Below are 19,420 nucleotides of genomic sequence, written 5' to 3' on the forward strand. Positions count from 1 at the left end.
TTTTGGTTAGATGGATCATATCTCTCTATCGTTAACACTTATATCACCGTGCCAATCCCAATATAGTCTTTCTCCATGGTTTAAGAATGATTGTTCTGCCAGTTCAGTTGCCTTTATTACCCAAAGAATATCTGTAGATCCGGTTCTGGGAAGCGCCTTGGTTTTTATACAATCAAGAAAATGCAGGCACTGTTTGGTTAGTGGCAATTCTTTTTCAAATTTGGCTGTGGCAATCTCACCGGTATTGGATATTAGCTGTATTCCGTTGGTATTTTTGACATCGTCAAAGGCCATGGTCATCTGTTCTCCCGAAATTTCCGCATGCCGCTTTTTTATTAGACTGATACAGTTTGTCTGTATTTGTACAAGCAAGTCACCGGGAAACTTCATTGTAATGATAACCAGGTCATAAACATTTGGCTGTTGATAGCTTTCTCCATGGGCAGATATCCATATTGGATCTTGATCAACCAGATATCTGACTATAGAAAAATCATGTACACTGAGATCCCAGTGTACACTAACTTCATGCCGAAGATCTCCAAGGCCGGTACGTTCCAGCAAAATATAGCGCAACCGCCCCAGTAATCCCTGATTAATATATTCTTGCATCTTTAATACCGCCGGATGATATTCCATTAAATGCCCTACCATTAAAACAGTATTATTTTTTGCAGCCAGTTTAATTAAGGTATCTGCCTCATGATAGGAGAGAGTGCAAGGTTTTTCCACTAACACCGCCTTTTTTCGTGATAAAAAATCTGCTGCTATAGGAAAATGGCTTTGTGGAGGTGTAGTAATGATAACACCGTCTAGTTGATCATCAAGTAAAAGTTCATGATAGTCTGTGGTTTTTTTTATACTGGAATTAGTTTTTCCAGCCTTTTGCAAAGATTCTTCTTTTACATCACATATATATTTAATTGTCGCTTCCGGTATGGAACATAAAGTTTTTATATAATTAAATCCCCAAGTGCCACAGCCTACTAATCCAATTTTTATCATGCTCACCACCCTCGCTTAAGTCTAAATAAAAAGTTTACTATTTATTTGTAGACTATTCTTTTAATACGAAAAAAGTGATAGTATTTATCATCATTCACGTCGTTATAGCGGTGCTTGTTTTCTTAATAAACAAACCTGACGCCACTAAAAAAACGGCGTCAGGTTACGTAAATCTTTGCTATCTTACGATACCTCTTTTAAAGTTTGTCCATTACCTTTGATACGGTCTAAACTTTCACGGAAGCCTTTTTTTCTGACCGCCTATCGTTCTATTTTTTATCTCCCCCTTTTTGAATAATCAGTCCGATAGATGTTGAAACATATCCGTTAAAGAAAAATTTCAGGTGGGGATCATGCCGATAAGGAGGACTATCGACAAACAAATCCGCCGGAGCATTCCCCAACGTAAAATCAATATCAATGATGCAGCCCATACTTTGAAGCTGCTTGGCCATTTCTTCAAAATCCGACCGTCGAAAGAACACACTGGACGAATAGTCCATTGTTGTAGTGTTCGAAGTCACATTGTATTCGGTGGTATGAACAGCAATCCCACCAGGTTTAAGGCAATGTAACATGTTATAGATAAACTGTTTTCCCAATTGAATCGATCCAAGATGCTCAAAGGCACAGGAAGACCAGCAGAAATCAAAATCCCGGAGTTCGGGCGGAATAGCATTCATATCAACAGACTGAAAGATTACATTATCGGCAAAGACTGCCGGATCGCAGATTCCCCGTTCATTTAATACCTCTACATTTGCTGCATGCTCTCCGCTGGCAATCCAATTTGCATCTTTTTTTTGGGCACTTTGTTCATCCTGATCGGTAGCAGTCAGCTTGCATCCGAAACTTGCAAACAAGGCTACCAGGGGCTCCCGCCCCACGGCAAACCCTAATCCTTTCCGATTAGCACTTAACATGTCTCGCTCATATAAAGCCTGTGCAATAAAACACCACTCCCATATTTTCCGGTGCATATGATTTTTTCGCTCATGAATTTTTTCACACCAGGACTGAAATATGGGACTTTCTAATTGTCTTTGAGTACATATACAAGATGTTAATAAATCTTCCATGGATACCTCCTGTTCTTCTGGATAAAACCTATCGCTCCATACCACGAAAACTGTCCTCAGAATTTAGGAATATGATCAATTGCACAGTTTACCAATATTTCCAGCTCCTCTCTCGGCAGGTTTCGATGGGCCAGTACTCCCTTCAGTTCCTGTATCAGCACCATCTGCTGCTGAACAAGATATTGCTGCAGATTTCTTTCCACGGCAAGTGCAAATTCGGCTGCTATTTTCTCGATCGGTTCACTGCCCGCCTGCTCTTGGCCGCAAAGAGATTCAGCGCGAGTACCCATTGGAGTAAGGCAGGTAAACGGAGCCGCCAATCCATGAGGATATACTTGCTGGAGCAAATTTCCTGACTGCGGCGAATATAAAAATATCCCGACTGCCATAGTAAATACCGGCTGCTGGTCGTAATAGTCAATGGCTGACTTTACCGGTTCCTGTTCGATCCAATCCTCCTTGTCCTGCTTAAGGATTGCTAGGCTTTGCATGGCACTATCGTGAAGAATGACGATTCCCGGATATTTCTTTAGCATATCGTGCATTATAGCAGGATAAAGTATATCTTCCAGGTTGTATATAACAATTTCATACTCCATGCTATGATCGGCAAATTCCTGATATGAAAAAACAGGAAAAGTATGCCTGATCGGGTCAGTCTCATCGGGCTTTCGGTCAGTATAAACAGTAATGTCATAGTAACGGGCCAAAAACGGTAGCAAAATTCTGCCATATTGAGCAATCTTATCATCATCAGAATTCACAATAGGCGAAAAATAGGCCATCTTCCGTCGTTGCAAATAACGGGCCGTTACCAAAGGCTCGCGGACGCGTGTTCGCTCCAGTGTTTTCTCAAAAGCCTCCAATGCCTTGGCAGCAGAATATTCCCAGCAAAATTCTTTCGCCCGCCTGCGGCTCCATGTCTTCAAATCCTGCAAAAAATCTCCGTCAGTCAAAGCCCGGTATAACAATGAGGTGATTTCACTTTGCCGCCTGCTGTCAAACAGGGCATCTCTTCGTCCAATAATCTCCGGAATACTTGAGTTATTCGCCCCGATAACCGCCGCACCACAAGACATGGCCTCTAATACCGGCAATCCAAACCCTTCATAATGAGAAGGGAAAATAAACACAGCACATAAATTGTAAAGTAAAACCAGATCTTCTTCCGGAATATAGTCGGTCAGCACAATTTCGTCTTGCAGCCCTTCCCGTACTACCTGCTTTAACAAATCCGTTCTATACTGCTGATGTGTACCGCATACAATAACAAACTGGTATTGCTGCCGAATTTCTGCGGGAAGTTTTGCAAACGCGCTGATTGCACCGTCTACATTTTTCCGGTGATCAATGCCACCGGTATATAAAACAAAACGTTTTACAATACCATACCTCGTCCGGACTTCTCTTTCCGTTTGTGGTGAGATATCCAGGACTTTAAAGTTTGGAGTTGCCGCTCCTGAAATATTGACAATCTTATCCGGTGCAATTCCCAGATGATGAATAGCATCCTTACGGGTTGATTCAGAAATAGCAAGCAATAGGTCACAGGAACGAATGACCATTAATTTTTGAAAATACCATTTTTTCAACACTTCATTTGGCAAATATATCTCCGGCATTAACAGTGGTATTAAATCGTAAAGGGTTGCCGAACACACGGTGCCAGGCAGGGTTGATAAAATTCCCGGAACTACCGCCATCCCTCCGCAGCCTTCAAAAACGCTGGATATGTGAAGAATATCCGGACGCAGTTGAGCATAATGGTGACGAATCAAAATCTCGGCAACCTGACGGTAATAATCCTCTTTCGAACCATAAGTCAAGAGGGAAGGAATATACCGGTAGCCGCTGAACATACGGGAATCGATCAGCCCGTCAAATTGTTTCTTGATCTTTTTTGTTAGTTCACTATAGAGTTCATTTAATACCAGCCGGATTTCATAATCCTTCCTTTGCCTGGAGATAGCCTGGGCTAGTGCCAAAGAATAACGTCCTATCCCGCGGTTATAAGAGCCTTCCGTCTGACACGCTTGTAAATCGATAACAATCCTCACTCTATCCCGCCCCATTCCCTAACATGTATTGGCATCTGCAAGAGCACCCTGCAGGTGTTTTTTTAAAATCTGCCGTTGTTCCTGCTGTGGTAATTCTGTCGAAAAAAGAGGCGCTGTAATCCATGGACGGCGCACATAGATATGATCGATTCTTTCCTTTAAGCAAAACTCGGAATAGCGCAGGTACTCATCAAAAGGATTTGGCGGAGAAGAAAAATGTGACAAACAATCTCCCTTTTCCTGCGCAATGTAAAAACGGTTTAAGCCATCAAAGTAAGTATACTGATATCCATGACGCAATAAGATATCTTCCCATTCACTATGCTTTTGCTGCTTCCCTAAAGGAATCGTCGCTTCAATAACAATGACCCATGGGCGATATTGTTGAAAATCCATGCCTAACAAGACCTGTTTTTCCGTTCCTTCCACATCAATTTTTAAAAAATGAATGGTTTCCCGGACATAATTTTGACAAATCTCAAGTAAAGTCATTACCGGAACTTTAGTCTCCTTTATTTCCCATCCATGTAAACGATGCTGCTCCGCAATATCATAATTCATCGTTGATAGCCCGGTATCCGGAATTTCATAAAAGGCAACCATACCGGTATAGTTACCCGCAGCCACTTGTAAATTTATATCCCGGGTCCTTTCTTGACAGAGCCGTTGATAATATGATTGCAGGGGTTCAATATTCACTCCACGCCAGCCACGATCATAAAAAGCTTTTGTAACCGAATCAATAACCGGATCATTGGCCCCCACGTCAATATAAAAGCCTTTTTCCAGACCTGAGAATACCCGCCAAAGCATAACATCCTCCAGATTTTGCGCATAGGATATAAATGCCATTCCCGCACCCCGCCTTCACACACTCAATTAGACCAACACCCCCGTTATTTCTTTTGTTGCATATGGCAGCTTGCCAGAAATTCATTGTATTACCTATTTTTAAGTCCGCTTTTTAGTTCGCGATAAAACTGTAGATAAATTCCTGTGTCAGTCCTTGCTTCTTCAGGATATCCTTATTCTCCAAAATAATCTGTTTCTTCCAATGCAGATTATCTGCAAGCAAATTTTCCACAAATGTCTTCTCCATTTTTTTGATCTCACTTTCCGGACATTGCGCCTGACGAATCACCTGAAACATATCTCTCATCAATCCGGTACAGGGCTTTTTGACAAGCACTGTTCCGGGCGCAATAAAGTTCATGTACTGATCCAACGGCTTAACAACATACCGGTACCAAAATAAAACCTCAGGGACTTTCACAAATTCTCCAAGAAGCAACAACTCCATAAGTAAAATGACATCGGGACCAAATTTTGCTTGAAACAAGTTTGTTTGTTTAAGTATTTCCGAACGTATCAATCCATAAATAATAAATCCTCCCAAGTAGGACATAAAACGTTGAACGCGCTGCACCATGTCCATGCCGACTGTCTCAGTGACAATCTGAATCCCCAGCTTATTACCCGCTGGATCAATATGCTGCGTATCGGTAGTACACATAATCGCGCTCGGATTATCCTCCAGCTTGGCAACGCCTTTTCCGATGTATGACTGTCCCCATACGTCGTCATGGGCAGCCCACATGAAATACTTTCCTGAGGATAATGTAAACACTTTATTAAAATTGCGGGCCGATCCTAAATTATCAGAATTCTGATACAATTGTATACGTGTATCTTTTGTTGCATATTCCCGACAAATCGTATAGGTTAAATCAGAAGAAGCATTATCACATATAATAAGTTCAAAATTGCGGTAATCCTGTCCAAGAAGATTTTCGATGGTTTGCCGGATATACCGTTCACCATTATAAACAGGCAGCCCAATGCTAACTAACGGCAGCTTTCCCCTAGCCAAAACGCTTTAACTCCTTTCACTGCAAGCACTAAATTGCCCTTGTATTTCACAAATATCAGCTTCGCTTTTTCAGCCAGGCATTTGGCCAAAAAGTAACGTCCCGTACCAGTTGGCTTTCATTAAAATTCCATTCAGGTTCTTCCAAAACAAATTCCGGATGGTCCTGCAAGAATTCCCTCACGGCAGTACAGGGATTATCCCACTGCCAATTCGCCATGCCCCGCGGGACAGCAAATATTTCTTTCATAATGCCATCCGTAGCCACAATATAAGAACCGGGGGAAACCAACGGTGCGTATGCCTCCAGTTCGGAACGTACATGCTGCTTGGTGTGGCAGGAGTCTAATACAACCAATACTCTGTCGCTTTCCTTTACACAGTCCTTCACTTTGGCCAGCAATTCCCTTGCGGTGGAATTTCCCTCAAACAGCGTAATGTAGGAAGCTAAAGGATGATTTTCGATTGCCTCCCGGTTTCGGGGCCGGATTTCAATATCAATACCGATTACTCTCCCTATACCGGACACTTTACAAAGTCCGGCATAAAAAATTACAGACCCGCCATGGGCCACGCCCGTTTCAATAATCACATCCGGCTGTATCCGGTAGAGAATTTCCTGCATGCGAAACATATCGGCAGGCAATTGAATAATCGGACGCCCAAGCCAGCTAAAAGTATAGGCATACTTCTCATTCCAGCCAATTTTTATCCACCATTCGGATAATAGATAAAAAGCTTCGGGCGAATATAGCGGTATTTTCCGTTCTCCTGCCACCTGATCCTGACAGCACAGAGAATTCTGATCCGTATCTATCGTAATTTTCATTTATCATTCTCCAATTCTAATAAATTAATTTTGCCGGGCATACCCTTGAGAATATTTACTATTTCATTCCGGTAATTGGGATTTAGTATAATAATGGATGAGATTTGAAGATCCGGTAATTCAGCGGGCTTTATAATGGGATGGCCCGTTCCAGGAAGGTATTTCCCCTGTTTCTGCGGATTGATATCCACCACACATTGGAAGTAGCGGCATGCCGGATCAAGCAAGCCGGCAAAAGTGGCACCCTTGGCCCCTGCTCCCCAAAGGGCTATCCTCTCTCCCTGTTTTATCTTGCTTTGAATAAGTTCGCTCCACCGGGCAATCAAATCCCGTTCCCGGTATGCAAATTGCCTGGCCAAAAAATAAAGCGGCGTTGCTTGGGAAGGACCGGAAATTAGTTTATCATCTGCATGAAGCCTTGCTTCCAGCCACAAATACTGCCCATGAAACCGGTGAAACACATTTTGCACCCGAAAGCCGCTTAATTCCACAGCTCTTGCCAGAGAGTCCCTGCTAAAATACGAGCAATGTTCATAAAAAAAATCCCAGAATACTTCGTTGCGTAAAATCCATTCACTGCAGGGGGTTTCCAAAAAAAGGCGGGCTTGGGCTGAAGCCTTTATAGCCTGACGAATGGATTGCAGCAGGCTTACCGGCTGGGAAACATGTTCAATTACATGCCGGCATATGACTATATCCGCCATAATATGAGCGGCATCAGGCCCGTAATTGCTTTGAAAAAACGTAATTCGCCCGTCTTGCAGGGTAAGGGGGCCGCGATAACTTGGATCAAAACCATAGCCGTAAATTCCTGGTTCCCGGTCGATAAGACGTTTTAAAAATGTTCCCTGCCCGCAGCCGACTTCAATCACCCGGCAATCGTTAGTCTCCTTTTCCTTAACTAACTCATCAATAATTTCATCCATATACTGACTGAAATAGGGCGAATAGGACTGGGAATTTTCGTATGCTTCACCATAAGCGAGTTTTTGTTCATCAAAAGCAGTGTTAAAAATAAAATTGCACTGCCGGCAGCAAACCAGGGTCAAGTCCCCCCGCTCGACATTACGTGCTGCCTCTGCTGTTGCGATTAAGGTATGCTGGCAGGTGGCAACCTGCTTATGTTCTAAGAAAACAACACCATCGGAGACTTTACATACCGGACACCGAATGATTCTCCTCATAAATTTTTCTCCATCCCCTTGCTGATTAGCTGTTGTTTCCACCAGGAAATGGTTTCCGCCAAACCGGCTTCCAGCGTATAGCGGGGTTGCCAGTTTACTTCCTGTCTCAACCTCCGGACATCCGCCAGTACAACAGGTGCCTCTTGAGCAGTTGACAGTTCGCCGAACTTGATTTGATCGGAAGCTCCCAATTGTTCACCGATAGCGCAGACAATTTCCCGTAAAGAACGGGGCTGCCCGGAAGCAATATTAACAGGCCCTTGAACATCACAGTCCAGCAGGGCAGCAAGTGCCTCCGCAACATCTTTTACATATAAAAAATCGCGTATTTGATTGCCATGACTGCAGGGTACCGCTGTCTTCTGCAATAAAGCGGTAATCACCGAAGCAACCAAACGCCCCGGATATTCATAGGGGCCATAGAAAAAAAATATCCTGGCCCACGCACTGCTGATATGGTTTGCGGTACTAAAACAACGAACAATCTCCTGCAAGCTGTTTTTGCAGCATCCATATAACGAAACCGGCCTTTTGGGAGTAGAAGTCTCAGAGCAAAATCCATAATGCCAGTCATACTCTGCGCAACTACCGCAAAAAACAGCCCTCTGCCCCATAACCTCCCTAAAATACAGCAGCAGAGCCAGACTCGCCTGAACCCATTCTATGTTTTCCTTTGCATCCCAAAATTTCCCATGTTCTGTATACCACGCTAAATGCAGCAAATGAGTAGGGTAAACTTCCGCCAACAATACTTTCTGGGCATGATGATCCAATAGGTTGCATTGATGCCACCAAACGCCGTCTTGATTACAGTACGGCAGAGAGCTCCTGGTTTTGTGACATACTGCGTGCACCTCATACCGGCGGTCAAGCAACAGAGGAATGACCTGGCGGCCAACGACCCCGGTGGCACCGGTTAACAGCACTTTTTTCATCATAACGTACACCTTTCATAACTCATGTCGCGTTGTGAGATTCTCTCTACGGGAATAGGCCAGCAAATTGAAAATGCCGGATCGTCCCAACGGAAGCCGCGTGCTGCTTTGGGCTGATATTCCGTAGACATTTGATAAAACACCTCGGTATTGTCTTCCAAAGTGATAAACCCATGGGCAAAGCCTTCAGGAATATATACCATTTTATGATTTTGAGCGGATAACTCAATGCCCAACCATTTCTTCAACGTCGGGGAACCGGGCCGCAGGTCAATAAAGACATCATAAATTGATCCCCGGGTACACCGTATCAACTTCACCTCCGCATAAGGGTCTGCCTGATAATGCATTCCACGCAGCGTCCCTTTTTTCTTATTGTAGGATATATTGCACTGGACTAGCGCCGGATTGAGACCCCGTCCGGCAAACTCCCGGCAGCACCAGGTGCGGGCAAAAAATCCCCGTTCATCCCTTATCGGCTCATACTCCAGAATAAAGGCGCCGGTCAGCTCTGTTTCCTGATAGAGCATCTAAAACACCTGCACTTGGGGTATAGTAATGAAAAACTTTCCTCCCCAGTCACGAATTCCCCTCATTTGCCCGGCAATTTCTTCCCGTAAATTCCAGGGAAGTATCCATACATACTCCGGTTGTGTCTGATAAATTCGTTCAGGATTTACAATAGGAATCCGGGTTCCCGGCAAATATTTCCCCTGCTTATAAGGATTGCAGTCTACCGTATATTCCAAAAAATCGCTCCGGATACCGCAATAATTTAACAATGTATTCCCTTTAGCCGGTGCCCCGTACCCTACAATATGCCGTCCGCTTTCCCTGCACTGAATAAGAAAAGTTAAAATATCACGTTTAGTCTTTTTCACTAGTTCTTCAAACTGCCGGTAGGTCCAGAGGCTTTGTAATCCATAAACACGCTCTGTTTGACACAAGTTTTCTACGCTGGGTCTTATAGGATATAGGCTGCAACCCTGATGGCAGGCATAAATCCGTAAAGACCCGCCATGAGTATCAATCTCCTCCACATCAAATACAGATAGTCCATGGGTTGCAAACATACGCTTAACTACCTCCAGAGAAAAATAGGAAAAATGCTCATGGTAGATAGTATCAAATTGGTTGTGCTGCATTAACTGCAGTAAATGAGGAAACTCCACTGTAATGACGCCTTGCAGTTTTAAGATGGTTTTCATACCTTTGATAAAATCATGCAGGTCAGGAACATGAGCCAAAACGTTATTGCCAATTAAGAGATCGGCGCTAATCCCCTGGTCGACCAGTTCCTGCGCCAAATTCTGCCCAAAAAAGCGCACCCAGGTGGGTATTCCCTTGTTCTGTGCCAGCATTGCCACATTCCCGGCCGGTTCAATTCCTGTCACGGGAATCTTTTTCTTTTGAAAATATTGCAATAAATAACCATCATTACTGGCAATTTCAATAATCTGTGATTGACCGTTTAAACCGAACCGGTTTATGACGGTCTCGGCATAGTTTTCTGCGTGCTTCAGCCAGCTCTGCGAACAAGAACTAAAATAGGCATACTCTGAAAAAATATGTTCCGGCGACTCCATTTCCTCCAGTTGCACTAAAAAGCAATGATGACATACAAAAACATGCAGGGGATAGAGAATCTCCTTATGATTGAGCTGTTCCCGGGTAATATATTGATTGGCCAAAGGTGATAAACCCAAGTCAACAAAAGTTTGCTCCAACAGTGCCCCGCAGCACCGGCATCGTCTTTTCATTGTATTCACCTGCTTCAACCGGCAGATCCACTCTGCCACCGATATTCTTTAACCGTTTTCCGCCAGATACTCTTCTATCTGCCGGTAACAAACCGTACGCATGGATTGCCGGTCATAATAGGCCTGCATCCATTCCACCGTTTTATCTACAGCTTTTCCCACATCCCATTGGGGGCACCAGCCCAGCTTCCGTTTTGCCCTGGAGCAATCCAGTTGCAACCATGCCGTTTCATGGAAACCGCCAACCTGCTGAATAACCGGTATTTCCTGAATCCCTAAACGCTGGTATAACCGGTTGACCAGCCACTCAACACTTTTAGTCTCCCTGGCTTCAGGTCCAAAATTCCAGGCTTCGGAATATTCCGGCCCGTTTTCCCATAATTTTTCCGCCAATAGTAAATAGCCGCTCAGAGGATCTAACACATGCTGCCAGGGCCGCGTCGCCTGCGGTTGACGTAATAGGATCCGCTTTTTCTGTTCAACCGCCCGAAAACAATCGGGAACAAGACGATCTGGGGCCCAGTCCCCTCCGCCAATGACATTTCCCGCCCGTGCCGAAGCAATCCCCACCCGGTGGCTTTCATAAGCCTTCGTATGAAAAAAAGAATCCCGGTAAGCGGCAATAACCAGTTCGGCACAGGCTTTACTTGCGGAATAAGGATCGTATCCCCCCAAAGCATCATTTTCCCGGTAGCCCCACAACCATTTTTGGTCTTTATAGCATTTGTCCGAAGTTATATTGACCAAAACCCTAACCTGTTTACCGGTCCGTATGGCTTCCAACATATGGATAGTCCCCAGTATGTTTGTTTCCAGGGTTTCTTTTGGTGTCTTATACGCCACGCTGACAAGTGGCTGCGCAGCCAGATGAAAAACAATTTCCGCTTTTGAAGCCGCCAATGCCTGTGTTAACCGTTCGCCGTCCCGGATATCTGCAGTAGTGGAGGAAATCAGCTGATCCATTTGACAAATTTCATACATATTGGGAACAGTTGGCGGAGCAAGGGCATAACCCGTGACTTTTGCCCCCAAGCGATGCAGCCATAGGGATAACCAGGCCCCTTTAAACCCGGTATGCCCTGTAACAAACACATTTTTGTCCTGCCAAAACGCTGTATGTATCATGGATTTTCACAACCCCAAACCATCCAAGGTGCTTTACCGCTATTCCACAATTCCTCAAGGTACATTTTGTCCCGCAAGGTATCCATAGGACGCCAGAAGCCGTGATATTTATAGGCGGCCAACTGTCCCTGCCTTGTCAGCTCTTCCAGAGGTTTTCCCTCCCAAACCGTTTTATCGTCTTCCAACAATGCAAAAACATCCGGTTCCAGAACAAAAAATCCGCCATTAATCCATGTCCCGTCGCTCTGGGGCTTTTCCTCAAACCCGTGTACTCTGTTATTTTTAATTTGCAATCTTCCAAAACGGCCCGGAGGTTGTATCGCGGTCACGGTAGCAAGAATGCCCTGCTGTTTATGAAAATCCACTAACTCCTTGATATTGATATCGCTTAGTCCGTCACCATAGGTAAAACAGAAGGTCTCCTTGCCAATGAAGGATTTCACTTTCTTTAATCTGCCGCCGGTCATGGTATTGCTGCCCGTGTCCACTAATGTAATTTCCCATGGTTCGGCATGTTTCTGGTGTACCACCATGGCATTATTCTGCATGTTTAACGTGATATCAGACATGTGCAGAAAGTAATTGGCAAAATATTCCTTAATCATATAACCTTTATACCCACAACAAATAACAAATTCATTGATACCATAAAAGGAATACAATTTCATGATATGCCAGAGAATGGGCTTGCCGCCTATTTCAACCATGGGCTTGGGCCGCGCCTGTGTCTCTTCACTGATCCGCGTCCCAAAACCGCCGGCTAAAATAACCGCTTTCATATTGCTCCCCCCCTTGGGTACTGCCTGCAGCATAAACTACATTATCTTATGCTGTTCATTAGAAAACGGCACTGCTTTGCGACAATAAACCGATGATTTCCCATTCAATCTCTCCACATCATACTGTTCTCTGTAAGAAAAAATACCGCCAAACAGCAAAATTCCTCAAAACCAAGGGGAAATCATTCCTCCCTGCCGGCCGCAGTTTACGGGCATCTAGAAACACTGCTATTTCTAGAAAAATAAAAACCCGCTTCCATGCTACAAGACAAGGAAACGGGTTTACGGTCATTCCAAAATTGCCCAAAACCCAAGAAAGCCCTACAGACATTTCTACCTGTAGGGCTTTCTTGCTCACACCTGCAAATTACTGTTCTCCATGCACCTGAGCATGAATGTCGTCATGGTTTCTATAACTCCACGGTTCAAGACCAATCGAAACTCTATAATCATTGATGGCCTTATGCACCGCTTCTTCCGCTAAAACAGAACAGTGCATTTTAACCGGCGGTAAACCGTCCAAGGCCTCTGCAACGGCCTTATTAGTCAGTTCCCAGGCTTCTTCCAGCGTTTTGCCTTTAATCATTTCTGTAGCCATGCTGGAAGAAGCGATAGCAGAACCGCAGCCAAATGTATTAAATTTCACATCTATAATACGGTTATCTTCGACTTTTAAATAAATTTTCATAATATCACCGCAAACAGCATTTCCCACTTCACCTATGCCATTAGCTTCGGCAATTTCACCAACATTTCTTGGATTCATAAAATGGTCCATAACTTTTTCACTATACTGCATAACTATCCACCTTCTTTTTCTCTAAATAATTTTTCCACAAAGGAGACATATCTCTTAACCGCTGAACAATATCAGGTAAAACCTGCAGAACATAATCTACATCCTGTTCAGTCGTCGCGCTTCCTAAGCTGAGTCGCAGTGAACCATGGGCAATTTCATGAGGCAGCCCGATGGCCAGCAGCACATGAGACGGATCAAGAGAGCCGGAGGTGCAGGCACTGCCGCTGGAAGCCGCTACGCCTTTATGGTCCAACAGCAGCAGCATGGACTCACCTTCAATAAATTCAAAACATACATTCACATTACCTGGCGCCCGCTTATCACCGGCCGGACCATTCAGTTTCGTATGAGGTATGCCGGTAAGTCCTGCGATGAGTTTATCGCGCAAATGCACCAGACGTTTATTTTCTTCAGGCATTTCCTTTACCGCAAGTTCAAGGGCCTTTCCTAAACCAACGATGCCGGCAATGTTTTCCGTACCTGCTCTTTTTCCCTTTTCCTGGCCGCCCCCATGGATAAGGTTTTCAATTTTGACGCCTTTTCGGATATACAGTGCGCCAACTCCCTTGGGGCCATAAAATTTATGAGCAGCCAAAGAAAGCAAATCAATATTCATATCTTTAACATCAATTGGTATATGCCCGACTGCCTGAACGGCATCAGTGTGGAACAGTACCTTCCGCTCTCGACAGATTCTGCCGATTTCTTTAATCGGTTCAATGGTACCAATTTCATTATTGGCAAACATGACGGATACCAGAATGGTCTTATCGGTTATAGCCCGCTGTAATGCATCAAGATCTACAAATCCCTCGGCATCAACCGGAAGATAAGTTACTTCAAACCCGTTTTTCTCCAGGAACTGGCAAGTATGTAGAATGGCATGATGCTCAATCTGCGTGGTGATAATATGATTTCCTTTCTTTTTGTGAGCAAATGCAGCACCCTTTAAAGCCCAATTATCAGCCTCGGAACCGCCGCCGGTAAAAAAGATTTCGCCCTTGTCCGCGTTAAGGGCAGCAGCCACTTTCTCCCTGGCTTGCTCAACGGCCTTTTCCGTCACCCGCGACATGGCGTAAATAGATGATGGGTTGCCATAATGCATTTGCAGATAAGGAAGCATTTCCTCAAAAACTTGCGGTTTGATATACGTTGTCGCCGAATGATCCAAATAAATATGTTTGTCAGTCACCCTTTACACCGTCCTTATTCGTCTTCATATTATTGTAATCATCAACCATGTCTTGAAATGTGGTTGATTTCAGCACATCATCAATGCTGTCCTTAATTCTTACCCAGAGAAGTCTTGTGGCGCAGCAGTCACTATTACTACAGGTCGTATCCGCAATACAATCGGATATTTCAATAGTTCCCTCAAGAACTTCAATCACATCATAAACGGTTATGTCGCTGGGCGGTCTGCTCAGTGCATACCCCCCATAGGCCCCGCGCATGCTCCTGATAATACCCGCTCTCCGCAGTTGTGCAAACAGCTGTTCCAGATAATACTCCGATACACGCTGTTTTGCAGCAATTGCTTTGATGGACACATGTTCTCTCCCATAATGAGTGGCAAGTTCCAGGACAGCCTTTACTCCATAGCGCCCTCTTGTTGATAGTTTCATTTCATCAACACCTAAATAATGATCATTTTGACTTAAGCTAATTCTAATAAATCCTATCGGATTTGTCAACATTAAACTTACTCGTTTCCCCTGCAATAAACCAACAAGATTTTTCATCCTTGCGTACAGTAAAAACGGTGTTGCTCTGTAGCTTAACAATTTCTTTCATAACTGATTTATCAGTGTTTACATACCCATGATCGTCTTTCATTAAAGAAACAGTTTCTAAACTCATTTGAAAAAAACATAAAATTCCACTATAATACAACTATCTTATTATTAATAATAGGGAATTGCTATGTCTATTTTTTTTCATATTTTAGGTTATAATATCCTGCCAATTTTTATACTTATCACCCTTGGGTATATTTTGGGTAAAAAATTTGAATTGGATATACTGACTCTCAGCAAATTAAATTTTTATTTATTTGTACCGGCATTTATCTTTGTAAATTTATATACCACAACCTTGAGCTTTGATATGTTCAAAGTATTTTTGTGTGCCGGAGCAATGCTGTTCACCAATGATCTGCTGGGCCGAATCATAGCCCGCATTCGTCATTATGATATCGGTATGACCAACGCCTTTAAAAATTCTATCATGTTTAATAATTCCGGAAATATCGGCTTGTCATTGATTACCCTGGTCTTTACCAGCACGCCCTTTGTATTCGATGGCAAAACTCCTTATCTTCAGCAGGCTATTGCTACACAGATTGTCATATTGGTTATACAAAATATCAGCACCAATACTCTTGGCTTTTTTAATGCCGGCCGTGCTCATGGAAATGTCCGGCAATCCATTTTGCAAATTTTTACTATGCCTGCTATCTACATCATACCTACGGCCTTCTTTTGTAAAAGCATTCCCTTTGATTTCACTGCAACCTTAATTTGGCCTGCACTCGAATATTTAAGGGACGGACTGGTGCCTGTCGCCTTGTTGACCCTTGGCGTTCAACTCTCGCAAACGCAATTCGATCTCAAAAATCCCGATGTACATCTTTCGGCCTTTACCCGTCTCATCATCGGACCGGTGCTGGCTGTCCTGTTTATCCATATTGGTGGTTTTACCGGAGTAGTGGCGCAAACCATCCTGATAGCCTATTCAGTACCAACCGCGGTGAACACCGCTTTGATTGCGATTGAATGTGACAGCTGCCAGAATTTCGCCGCACAGGCAGTTATGGTGTCCACCGTCTTCAGTGCGGTGACACTGTCACTTGCCATCTATGCAGCACGGATTTTCTTTCCTGTATAAACGTCCGATGACAAAATACAGCACATTGTACTTTGCAGTGTACCACTGCCCAGGAACACCTCTTTTTAGGAAAAAACAAATTGCTAATTGCATAGCGTAATCACCATGCGTACATACTATGGCCGGGAGGTGATTATCTATGGCACAGCAACCGTCTGCCGCAAAGCAGCAAAAAAACGCCAAAGCCCAAAACCAAGAAAAAAAGAATACCAACTATGACAAATATATGGAAAAACCGAATCATCCAAACACCTGAAAACTCGTTGGTTAACCTTTCCCCTGCGATGGTCTTACGTTTTTCCCTGTGTTGTTAAAGCGTCTGACTTAAACAGATTAATAAACCTGTTTAAGTCAGACATTTTTTTATAAGTACTGAAGTCATTGATTTTAAAAGATTACCTCAAACTAATCATGCAGGTGGTGCCGTCTAAGTATTTTCAGGTTTATTGCCAGTTTCCATCTAATAATCTTGTATAATAACTTTGTGCCGTATAGAGTGCCGCTACCGGATTATGACCCGTAAGCCGGTCTTTAGTCACCAAAGTAGTTACCGGTGCTTGGGAATATTTATAAAACAGACTGTCATGCCCTACGCATAGCCCAACCACAACATTAAGCTCCGTTTCATTCCTATTTAATAATTTAGCCTGCAATACCGGATTGCACAGTGGTTCACCGTCTCTTCTAATATATTCGCTGCCAATATGAATTTCCGTTTTGGGTATGGCAGCTACTTTACAGGCAACCCCGAATACTTCAAAGCCATGAACTTTTAAAATGCGCGCAAAAATTCTGCTTTCATTTAATAATCCGGAACAGGTGGCAATACCAATTTTCCTGGCGTCAATTCTTCTGGCAAATTCCATGATTTCTTCCACACGCGTATATTTTCCATAAAAGCCGCCTTCTACCTCCGCTCCGGCAATCGCCAGTTTACGCACTTCTTCATTTTTGTTGTACAATTCAACAATATCCGCAATCTCTTCTTCGGTCAGTTGGGTTGTCAGACAAAATTCAGGAAAATGTCCGTCTCCCTTGCTGCAGCTGCCTGTACCGCAGTCGGCACAGGTAAAATTCAGTTTGTCTTTTGATTTCATATTGTTGTTCCTCCAAACATCAACTACGCCTCTGTTAGGGTTATTTAATCAAAACTCTGTCCGAATCGGTATAGACCTTTTCGGTAAAATCCTGCCCTATCCCCGGAAACTCCGGCACAGTATAGCGCCCGTTTACCGGCTGATAGTTATGAACGCATAATTCAGCATACTCCGGCAGCAGTGTCTTTTGATGGTGTTCATGAATACAGAAATTAGGAATTGCCGTTTCGGCATGCAAAGCTGCCGCTTCTGCTACGCCGGTTCCTGCCACATGAGCCTGCACGGTAACCTCGTAGGCATGCGCCAAGTCCGCAATCTTTTTAAATTCGGATAAACCGCCGCAGGAACCAATATCCGGTTGAATGATGTCGATAGAACGATCGGCAAAAAAGGGCAGATATCCCCAGCGGGTATATATTCTTTCCCCGGAAGCAATGGGTATGCTGATTTTCTCCTTGGCTTTTTGCAGCAGCTTAGGATTCAAAGGCGTGTTAATCTCTTCATAAAAGAAAATATTATATTCTTCAATGGCCTTGGCAAACTGAATGGCGCTGACCATATCCGTATTCGCATGATTTTCGATGATAATATCGACATCCGGACCAACAGCCTCCCGAATGGCTTTGACCCGTTCCACGCCAAGCTGAATAACCGAATTGGGAAGCGGTCCCTCTAAGTGTACATTTTCGGTAGTGCCACTCCGGTTAAGCGCCAGAACATCCACTTTAACGGCATCATACCCTTCAGCAACGGCTTTTAAAGCCTCCTCGGCATATTCTTCCTTCTTTCCTCTCGGCTTCCGCTCCGTTCCCCAGGAAAACTGAATTTGGGAAGCATAGACCCTAAGATCCTTTCTGCACTTTCCGCCCAAAAGCCGATACAGGGGCAGACCTAATGCTTTTCCTTTAATATCCCACAATGCCATATCAATTGCGCTCATTCCGGAAAAAACAACCGTCCCTCCTCCCTGTCCCCAGAATGTTTTCTTGAAAAATTTTTCCCATATAAACTCCGTATTGAACGGATCCAAGCCCAGAATCAGCTTGGCGAGATCTTTAATCATGCCGGCCGCGGCACTTCCGCCAACACCGTAAGCCATACCGGCCTCCCCCACGCCATATATTCCTTCATCGGTATCAATTCTCACTAAGACAGGACGCTGTCCGGAGTTCTTACGTAAATGAACATGAAATACTTCCACCTGCGTTATTTTCATTACGAATCCTTCTTTCTATATTCTCTAAATGGCATAAATTTCATCGGAAATTTCCTGCGCACCCTTTTGTTCCTGCTTTAGGACTCTAGCTAAAATCAATCTTTCGAAATAGGCAAAGCTGCTGTCTTTTACCCTGGGCCGGGCAAGGGTCACCTTTTTATCCAGAGCTATTCTGCCTTCTTCGATCAGCACAACCCGGTCCGCCAAATAGACAGCTTCGCCCACATCATGGGTCACTAAAACAACCGTAAAGCCCTGTTCTTTCCACAATTTTTCAATTAACACCTGCATATTAATCCGGGTCAGGGCATCCAGGGCACCAAGGGGTTCATCCAAGAGTAACAATTTGGGTTCTCCGGCCAGTGCCCGCGCTAACGACACTCTTTGCTTCTGCCCGCCCGACAAAACCGCCGGCCATTCCTCCGCCTTATTTGCCAAATCAACCTCTTCCAAAGCGCCGATAGCGCGCTCCCTGCTGCGCTCCTTCGATCCTAATGCGACATTCTCCCACACTTTCTTCCAGGGCAACAGCCTTGCCTCCTGAAAAAGATATCTGACCTCCGGATTAATTTGCCGCACCGGCGCATCGTGCAGGACAATGCTGCCCGTTGTGGGAACTTCCAGATGAGAAATAAGCCGTAACAGCGTACTTTTGCCACAGCCGCTCTGTCCCACCAATGCAACAAACTCCCCCGGCGCTATACTGAGATTTAAATTTTTTAAGACCTGGACAGTCCCAAAACACTTACTTACATTTTGTATTTCAATCGCAAATCCTTTTATCGTATCGCTCATGCTATTC

The 19,420-nt window shown here is 44.1% G+C and carries 19 protein-coding genes; 1 reads left to right on the forward strand and 18 read right to left on the reverse strand.

Features of this window, described 5'->3' with window-relative positions; genetic code table 11:
• Nucleotides 1-15: 15 nt before the first annotated feature.
• The 15 genes from P22_RS05725 to P22_RS05795 all read right to left on the reverse strand — a co-directional run bounded on the left by P22_RS05725 (nucleotide 16) and on the right by P22_RS05795 (nucleotide 15,044).
• Nucleotides 16-1,005, reverse strand: a complete 990-nt coding sequence (locus tag P22_RS05725; protein WP_054259262.1) for a Gfo/Idh/MocA family protein — start codon at nucleotides 1,003-1,005, stop codon at nucleotides 16-18.
• Between the two features lie 269 nt (nucleotides 1,006-1,274).
• A complete protein-coding gene (locus P22_RS05730) occupies nucleotides 1,275-2,084 on the reverse strand; it encodes a methyltransferase domain-containing protein (protein WP_054259263.1) in 810 nt (269 codons plus the stop codon).
• Nucleotides 2,085-2,140: 56 nt separating this feature from the next.
• The gene (locus P22_RS05735; RefSeq protein ID WP_054259264.1) at nucleotides 2,141-4,141 is read right to left on the reverse strand and encodes a glycosyltransferase family 4 protein; all 2,001 of its coding nucleotides are present in this window, start codon (nucleotides 4,139-4,141) and stop codon (nucleotides 2,141-2,143) included.
• An 18-nt stretch (nucleotides 4,142-4,159) separates the two neighbouring features.
• Nucleotides 4,160-4,993: an FkbM family methyltransferase gene (locus tag P22_RS05740; protein WP_054259265.1), complete on the reverse strand. Its 834-nt coding sequence runs from the start codon at nucleotides 4,991-4,993 to the stop codon at nucleotides 4,160-4,162.
• A 112-nt stretch (nucleotides 4,994-5,105) separates the two neighbouring features.
• Entirely contained in the window at nucleotides 5,106-6,011 is a 906-nt protein-coding gene (locus tag P22_RS05745) for a glycosyltransferase family 2 protein (protein WP_054259266.1), read from the reverse strand.
• 55 nt (nucleotides 6,012-6,066) lie between these two features.
• Nucleotides 6,067-6,837, reverse strand: coding sequence for a cephalosporin hydroxylase family protein (locus tag P22_RS05750; RefSeq protein ID WP_054259267.1), 771 nt, complete (start codon nucleotides 6,835-6,837; stop codon nucleotides 6,067-6,069).
• Nucleotides 6,834-8,021, reverse strand: a complete 1,188-nt coding sequence (locus P22_RS05755; RefSeq protein WP_054259268.1) for a class I SAM-dependent methyltransferase — start codon at nucleotides 8,019-8,021, stop codon at nucleotides 6,834-6,836. The genes P22_RS05750 and P22_RS05755 overlap by 4 nt, the downstream gene beginning before the upstream one ends.
• Entirely contained in the window at nucleotides 8,018-8,959 is a 942-nt protein-coding gene (locus tag P22_RS05760; protein WP_216598031.1) for an NAD-dependent epimerase/dehydratase family protein, read from the reverse strand. Before P22_RS05760 ends, P22_RS05755 begins: the two co-directional genes overlap by 4 nt.
• Entirely contained in the window at nucleotides 8,956-9,486 is a 531-nt protein-coding gene (gene rfbC, locus P22_RS05765) for a dTDP-4-dehydrorhamnose 3,5-epimerase (protein ID WP_054259270.1), read from the reverse strand. Before rfbC ends, P22_RS05760 begins: the two co-directional genes overlap by 4 nt.
• Nucleotides 9,487-10,716 carry a class I SAM-dependent methyltransferase gene (locus P22_RS05770; protein WP_054259271.1) on the reverse strand — a complete coding sequence of 410 codons (1,230 nt, stop codon included), beginning with the start codon at nucleotides 10,714-10,716 and terminating at the stop codon, nucleotides 9,487-9,489. It abuts the gene before it with no gap.
• A 48-nt stretch (nucleotides 10,717-10,764) separates the two neighbouring features.
• Nucleotides 10,765-11,841: a CDP-glucose 4,6-dehydratase gene (gene rfbG / locus P22_RS05775; RefSeq protein WP_054259272.1), complete on the reverse strand. Its 1,077-nt coding sequence runs from the start codon at nucleotides 11,839-11,841 to the stop codon at nucleotides 10,765-10,767.
• On the reverse strand, nucleotides 11,838-12,620 hold the full coding sequence (gene rfbF, locus P22_RS05780) for a glucose-1-phosphate cytidylyltransferase (RefSeq protein WP_054259273.1): 783 nt from the start codon (nucleotides 12,618-12,620) through the stop codon (nucleotides 11,838-11,840). The genes rfbG and rfbF overlap by 4 nt, the downstream gene beginning before the upstream one ends.
• A 367-nt stretch (nucleotides 12,621-12,987) precedes the next feature.
• The gene (nifU, locus tag P22_RS05785; protein ID WP_054259274.1) at nucleotides 12,988-13,419 is read right to left on the reverse strand and encodes a Fe-S cluster assembly scaffold protein NifU; all 432 of its coding nucleotides are present in this window, start codon (nucleotides 13,417-13,419) and stop codon (nucleotides 12,988-12,990) included.
• The gene (gene nifS, locus P22_RS05790) at nucleotides 13,409-14,611 is read right to left on the reverse strand and encodes a cysteine desulfurase NifS (protein WP_054259275.1); all 1,203 of its coding nucleotides are present in this window, start codon (nucleotides 14,609-14,611) and stop codon (nucleotides 13,409-13,411) included. Before nifS ends, nifU begins: the two co-directional genes overlap by 11 nt.
• Nucleotides 14,604-15,044, reverse strand: coding sequence for an RrF2 family transcriptional regulator (locus P22_RS05795; RefSeq protein WP_054259333.1), 441 nt, complete (start codon nucleotides 15,042-15,044; stop codon nucleotides 14,604-14,606). Before P22_RS05795 ends, nifS begins: the two co-directional genes overlap by 8 nt.
• Before the next feature lie 298 nt (nucleotides 15,045-15,342).
• Between P22_RS05795 and P22_RS05800 the strand changes: the two genes are divergently transcribed.
• Complete coding sequence (locus tag P22_RS05800; RefSeq protein WP_054259276.1) at nucleotides 15,343-16,305, forward strand: AEC family transporter; 963 nt, start codon at nucleotides 15,343-15,345, stop codon at nucleotides 16,303-16,305.
• Between the two features lie 443 nt (nucleotides 16,306-16,748).
• Here P22_RS05800 and P22_RS05805 read toward each other — a convergent pair whose 3' ends face one another.
• Genes P22_RS05805 through P22_RS05815 form a run of 3 tightly spaced genes read right to left on the reverse strand, consistent with a single transcriptional unit; the run spans nucleotide 16,749 to nucleotide 19,413 of the window.
• Nucleotides 16,749-17,402 carry a DUF1847 domain-containing protein gene (locus tag P22_RS05805; protein WP_054259277.1) on the reverse strand — a complete coding sequence of 218 codons (654 nt, stop codon included), beginning with the start codon at nucleotides 17,400-17,402 and terminating at the stop codon, nucleotides 16,749-16,751.
• Nucleotides 17,403-17,442: 40 nt separating this feature from the next.
• Nucleotides 17,443-18,618 (reverse strand): mandelate racemase/muconate lactonizing enzyme family protein, encoded by a 1,176-nt coding sequence (locus P22_RS05810; RefSeq protein ID WP_054259278.1) that lies wholly within the window; start codon nucleotides 18,616-18,618, stop codon nucleotides 17,443-17,445.
• 24 nt (nucleotides 18,619-18,642) lie between these two features.
• A complete protein-coding gene (locus P22_RS05815) occupies nucleotides 18,643-19,413 on the reverse strand; it encodes an ABC transporter ATP-binding protein (protein WP_054259279.1) in 771 nt (256 codons plus the stop codon).
• Between the last annotated feature and the right edge of the window lie 7 nt (nucleotides 19,414-19,420).

This window comes from Propionispora sp. 2/2-37 (genome assembly GCF_001298735.1).
Taxonomy (GTDB): Bacteria; Bacillota; Negativicutes; order Propionisporales; family Propionisporaceae; genus Propionispora.

What these genes read in the sequence shown, in the direction of transcription:
- P22_RS05725 (WP_054259262.1), bottom strand. Translation starts at nt 1,005, where the DNA reads ATGATAAAAATTGGATTAGTAGGCTGTGGCACTTGGGGATTTAATTAT.
- P22_RS05730 (WP_054259263.1), bottom strand. Translation starts at nt 2,084, where the DNA reads ATGGAAGATTTATTAACATCTTGTATATGTACTCAAAGACAATTAGAA.
- P22_RS05740 (WP_054259265.1), bottom strand. Translation starts at nt 4,993, where the DNA reads ATGGCATTTATATCCTATGCGCAAAATCTGGAGGATGTTATGCTTTGG.
- P22_RS05750 (WP_054259267.1), bottom strand. Translation starts at nt 6,837, where the DNA reads ATGAAAATTACGATAGATACGGATCAGAATTCTCTGTGCTGTCAGGAT.
- P22_RS05755 (WP_054259268.1), bottom strand. Translation starts at nt 8,021, where the DNA reads ATGAGGAGAATCATTCGGTGTCCGGTATGTAAAGTCTCCGATGGTGTT.
- P22_RS05760 (WP_216598031.1), bottom strand. Translation starts at nt 8,959, where the DNA reads ATGATGAAAAAAGTGCTGTTAACCGGTGCCACCGGGGTCGTTGGCCGC.
- rfbC (WP_054259270.1), bottom strand. Translation starts at nt 9,486, where the DNA reads ATGCTCTATCAGGAAACAGAGCTGACCGGCGCCTTTATTCTGGAGTAT.
- P22_RS05770 (WP_054259271.1), bottom strand. Translation starts at nt 10,716, where the DNA reads ATGAAAAGACGATGCCGGTGCTGCGGGGCACTGTTGGAGCAAACTTTT.
- rfbG (WP_054259272.1), bottom strand. Translation starts at nt 11,841, where the DNA reads ATGATACATACAGCGTTTTGGCAGGACAAAAATGTGTTTGTTACAGGG.
- rfbF (WP_054259273.1), bottom strand. Translation starts at nt 12,620, where the DNA reads ATGAAAGCGGTTATTTTAGCCGGCGGTTTTGGGACGCGGATCAGTGAA.
- nifU (WP_054259274.1), bottom strand. Translation starts at nt 13,419, where the DNA reads ATGCAGTATAGTGAAAAAGTTATGGACCATTTTATGAATCCAAGAAAT.
- P22_RS05795 (WP_054259333.1), bottom strand. Translation starts at nt 15,044, where the DNA reads ATGAAACTATCAACAAGAGGGCGCTATGGAGTAAAGGCTGTCCTGGAA.
- P22_RS05800 (WP_054259276.1), top strand. Translation starts at nt 15,343, where the DNA reads ATGTCTATTTTTTTTCATATTTTAGGTTATAATATCCTGCCAATTTTT.
- P22_RS05805 (WP_054259277.1), bottom strand. Translation starts at nt 17,402, where the DNA reads ATGAAATCAAAAGACAAACTGAATTTTACCTGTGCCGACTGCGGTACA.
- P22_RS05810 (WP_054259278.1), bottom strand. Translation starts at nt 18,618, where the DNA reads ATGAAAATAACGCAGGTGGAAGTATTTCATGTTCATTTACGTAAGAAC.
- P22_RS05815 (WP_054259279.1), bottom strand. Translation starts at nt 19,413, where the DNA reads ATGAGCGATACGATAAAAGGATTTGCGATTGAAATACAAAATGTAAGT.